General features: G+C 60.2%; 1 protein-coding gene. It reads right to left on the bottom strand.

The window, feature by feature from the left end:
* Nucleotides 1-244, bottom strand: a 244-nt coding sequence (locus ABFY71_RS19095; RefSeq protein WP_347947457.1) for an ATP-binding cassette domain-containing protein, incomplete at both ends; no start/stop codon positions are given.

The raw sequence follows: 244 nt of genomic DNA, 5'->3' as shown, positions 1-244 counted from the left end.
AGATGCGAAATCTCGTGATAGCGCTTCAGGTATTCCGCCTGCTCAGAGATCCCCTCCGCCACGAAGTCGTACACGCTGCCGGTGACATGGCGCGGCGGGTCCTGCTGGAGGCGGGAGACAATCAGATCCTGCTCGTACACGATGCGGCCGTCATCCAGCCCCTGCTCGCGGTTGAGGATTTTCATCAGCGTGGATTTACCCGCGCCGTTACGGCCCACCAGACAGACGCGTTCGTTATCTTCGA

The organism is Devosia alba (assembly GCF_039938915.1).
Classification (GTDB): domain Bacteria; phylum Pseudomonadota; class Alphaproteobacteria; order Rhizobiales; family Devosiaceae; genus Devosia; species Devosia alba.
This window is presented reverse-complemented; position numbering and strand designations above follow the sequence as displayed.